This window comes from Stenotrophomonas sp. HMWF003 (genome assembly GCF_003061285.1).
Taxonomy (GTDB): Bacteria; Pseudomonadota; Gammaproteobacteria; order Xanthomonadales; family Xanthomonadaceae; genus Stenotrophomonas; species Stenotrophomonas maltophilia_AP.
In genome coordinates this window covers 24,665-27,116 of record NZ_QAIW01000158.1, presented here as the reverse complement: position 1 = coordinate 27,116, position 2,452 = coordinate 24,665, and the positions used below count along the sequence as shown (strand labels likewise).

General features: G+C 67.2%; 5 protein-coding genes. 2 read left to right on the top strand and 3 right to left on the bottom strand.

What is annotated here, in order from left to right:
• Positions 1-618, top strand: a 618-nt coding sequence (locus DBR34_RS06425) for a GDSL-type esterase/lipase family protein (RefSeq protein ID WP_258223709.1), incomplete at its 5' end; no start/stop codon positions are given.
• Positions 619-723: 105 nt separating this feature from the next.
• Here the strand turns inward: DBR34_RS06425 and fur are convergent.
• On the bottom strand, positions 724-1,140 hold the full coding sequence (gene fur / locus DBR34_RS06420; RefSeq protein ID WP_038688936.1) for a ferric iron uptake transcriptional regulator: 417 nt from the start codon (positions 1,138-1,140) through the stop codon (positions 724-726).
• Positions 1,141-1,243: 103 nt separating this feature from the next.
• Between fur and bamE the strand changes: the two genes are divergently transcribed.
• Positions 1,244-1,636, top strand: coding sequence for an outer membrane protein assembly factor BamE (gene bamE / locus DBR34_RS06415; RefSeq protein WP_128096165.1), 393 nt, complete (start codon positions 1,244-1,246; stop codon positions 1,634-1,636).
• Between the two features lie 17 nt (positions 1,637-1,653).
• Here the strand turns inward: bamE and DBR34_RS06410 are convergent, their stop codons facing one another.
• Both DBR34_RS06410 and DBR34_RS06405 read right to left on the bottom strand, forming a co-directional pair.
• Positions 1,654-1,914 (bottom strand): RnfH family protein, encoded by a 261-nt coding sequence (locus DBR34_RS06410; protein WP_128096164.1) that lies wholly within the window; start codon positions 1,912-1,914, stop codon positions 1,654-1,656.
• 3 nt (positions 1,915-1,917) lie between these two features.
• Positions 1,918-2,346: a type II toxin-antitoxin system RatA family toxin gene (locus tag DBR34_RS06405; RefSeq protein WP_128096163.1), complete on the bottom strand. Its 429-nt coding sequence runs from the start codon at positions 2,344-2,346 to the stop codon at positions 1,918-1,920.
• Positions 2,347-2,452 lie beyond the last annotated feature (106 nt).

Sequence of the window (2,452 nt, the reverse complement as noted above, 5' to 3'; positions counted from 1 at the left end):
AGCCTGGACCGCGACCAGCGCTGGACCGACCACCTGGCCGCACGGCTGGCCCCGCGGGGCGTGGCGGTGGTCAACGCCGGCATTTCCGGCGGACGGCTGCTGCGCGGCGGCATGGGCGATGCGGCCACAACCCGCTTCCAGCGCGACGTACTGGACGTGCCCGGCGTTGCCAGCGTGATCGTGCTGATCGGCATCAACGACATCGCCTGGCCGGGTACCGCGTTTGCCCGCGACCAGGCCCGGCCCGGCCTGGCCGAGCTGCAGGCGGGCTACCGCACGCTGGTCGAACAGGCCCACCGCCGGGGGCTGCGCATCCTGGGCGCGACCCTGCCGCCCTTCGCCGGCGCCCTGCCCGGCACGCCGTTGGACGACTACTACCAGCCTGACAAGGACGCCCTGCGCCAGCAGCTCAACGACTGGCTGCGCACGGACAGCCCGTTCGATGCGGTGATCGACCTGGACGCGGCCCTGCGTGACCCGGCCGATCCCTCACGGATCGCGGCGGCCTACGACTCCGGCGACCACCTGCACCCGGGCGACGCGGGCAACCGGGCGATGGCCGAGGCGGTGGACCTGCAGGTACTGCTTCCCGGGGCGCAGCCGGTGGCACCGCGCTGACAACGAAAAACCCCGGGCCAGCAACGAAAAACCCCGGGCCAGGGCCCGGGGTTCGATCACGCACTGTGCCTGGCAAGGGTGGCCCCACGGCCGCCCAACGGGCCGTTACTTGCGCTTCTTGCGCACGTACAGCACCAGCGAGTGCTCTTCCAGCTCGTAACCGTGGTCAGCCGCGATCTTGCGCTGCAGCTCCTCGATTTCGTGGCTTTCAAATTCGATGATCTTGCCGCTGTCCACGTCCACCATGTGGTCGTGGTGGCCGCCGCGGTCCAGCTCGTAGACGGCCTGGCCGCCCTCGAAGTTGTGCTTCAGCACCAGGCCGGCGGCCTCGAACTGGGTCAGCACCCGGTAGACCGTGGCCAGGCCGATCTCGTCACCGTGCTCCAGGAGCTGGCGGTAGATGTCTTCGGCGGTCATGTGGTGCTGATGATTCTGGGCATTGCGCTGCTCAAGCAACGCCAGGATCCGCATCCGCGGATGGGTCACCTTCAGGCCGACTTTGCGCAGGTCGTGGGTTTCCATAGTTCTCCGTTCATTGGCGATTTAGCGCCAGCTGCCTCGGATTGGGTCGCGGCGACGCGTCGTGAGTGTATCATCGACTGGATTTCCCCAAACGCCATTCCCGATGCGCAATCTCCTGCTGGTCGCCGCCGTTGCCCTGTCCACCACGGGCTGCGGCATCATCTATAAGCAACCCATCTATCAGGGCAACCTGATCCGGGAGCAGGCCGTCGGTCAGCTGCAGGTGGGCCAGAGCAAGCAGCAGGTCAACGCTCTGCTCGGCACCCCCTCGATCCCGGACCCGTTCCACGCCCAGCGCTGGGACTACACCGCCAGCGAGCGGGTCAACCGCCTCGGCCAGACCGAAGTGAAGAACTTCACGGTCTACTTCGAGAATGACCAGGTCACCCGCTGGGACGGCGAGTACTTCCCCAACCGGGATGCCGAGCTTGCCAAGTCCAGCGTGCGCCAGTTCGGCCGCAACCTGGCCAAGGACAAGAAGAAGCGCGGCCGCTGAGCCAACCTGACCCGGCGTCAGCTGCTGGCGCGGGCGCGCCGGCGGCGGTTGTCCTTGGGGTCGGCCAGCAGCGGGCGCAGCAGCTCGACCCGGTCTCCATCGCGGAGCAGCTGGGTCGGTTGCGCCAGCACCCCATGCACGGCCACCGCCGGGCACAGCGCACTACCCTCCAGCGCAGCGGCAGCGATGGCCTCGCCCACCGTGGCCGTCGCGGGCAACTGCAGCGGTCGCGACAGCACCCGGTCTGGCCAGGCCAGCACCACCTCCACCGCAATCACGGCTCAGTCCTGCGCATCGGCGACGCTGACGAAGTCATTGACCATGCGGTCGGCCAGGCCCTGGAAGCCCAGCGCCAGCGCCGGCCCCAGCAGGCGCGAGGTGGGTTCGAACTCCAGGGTCAGGCTTACCTTGCAGGCATCCTCGGCCAACGCATGGAATTCCCAGCGCCCGTGCAGGCGCTTGAACGGCCCGTCGCGCAGCTGCATATCAATGCTGCTTGGGCGCTGCAGGGTGTTTTCGGTCATGAACCAGGTCGAGAACGCGCCCAACCCCAGGTCCAGGCGCGCCACCAGGCGGTCCGGTCCGGATTCCAGGATCTGCGCAGCCGAACACCAGCGGAAGCGGCGCGGATAGGCATCGATATCATTGACCAGGTCAAACATGCGGGCAGCCGAATGTTCGACCAGGGCACTACGGCGGATAGTTGGCATTTCGATTACTGATTGCTGATGAATCGACCGGGGAGGCCCGAATCGGAGACAATACGGACATGAGCAAGAACAGCGGCAAGGATAAAGCAAAGAGCGCGACGGCCAA

Excerpts from the sequence above, each read along its gene's own strand:
- fur (WP_038688936.1), bottom strand. The coding sequence starts at position 1,140 with ATGGAAACCCACGACCTGCGCAAAGTCGGCCTGAAGGTGACCCATCCG.
- bamE (WP_128096165.1), top strand. The coding sequence starts at position 1,244 with ATGCGCAATCTCCTGCTGGTCGCCGCCGTTGCCCTGTCCACCACGGGC.
- DBR34_RS06405 (WP_128096163.1), bottom strand. The coding sequence starts at position 2,346 with ATGCCAACTATCCGCCGTAGTGCCCTGGTCGAACATTCGGCTGCCCGC.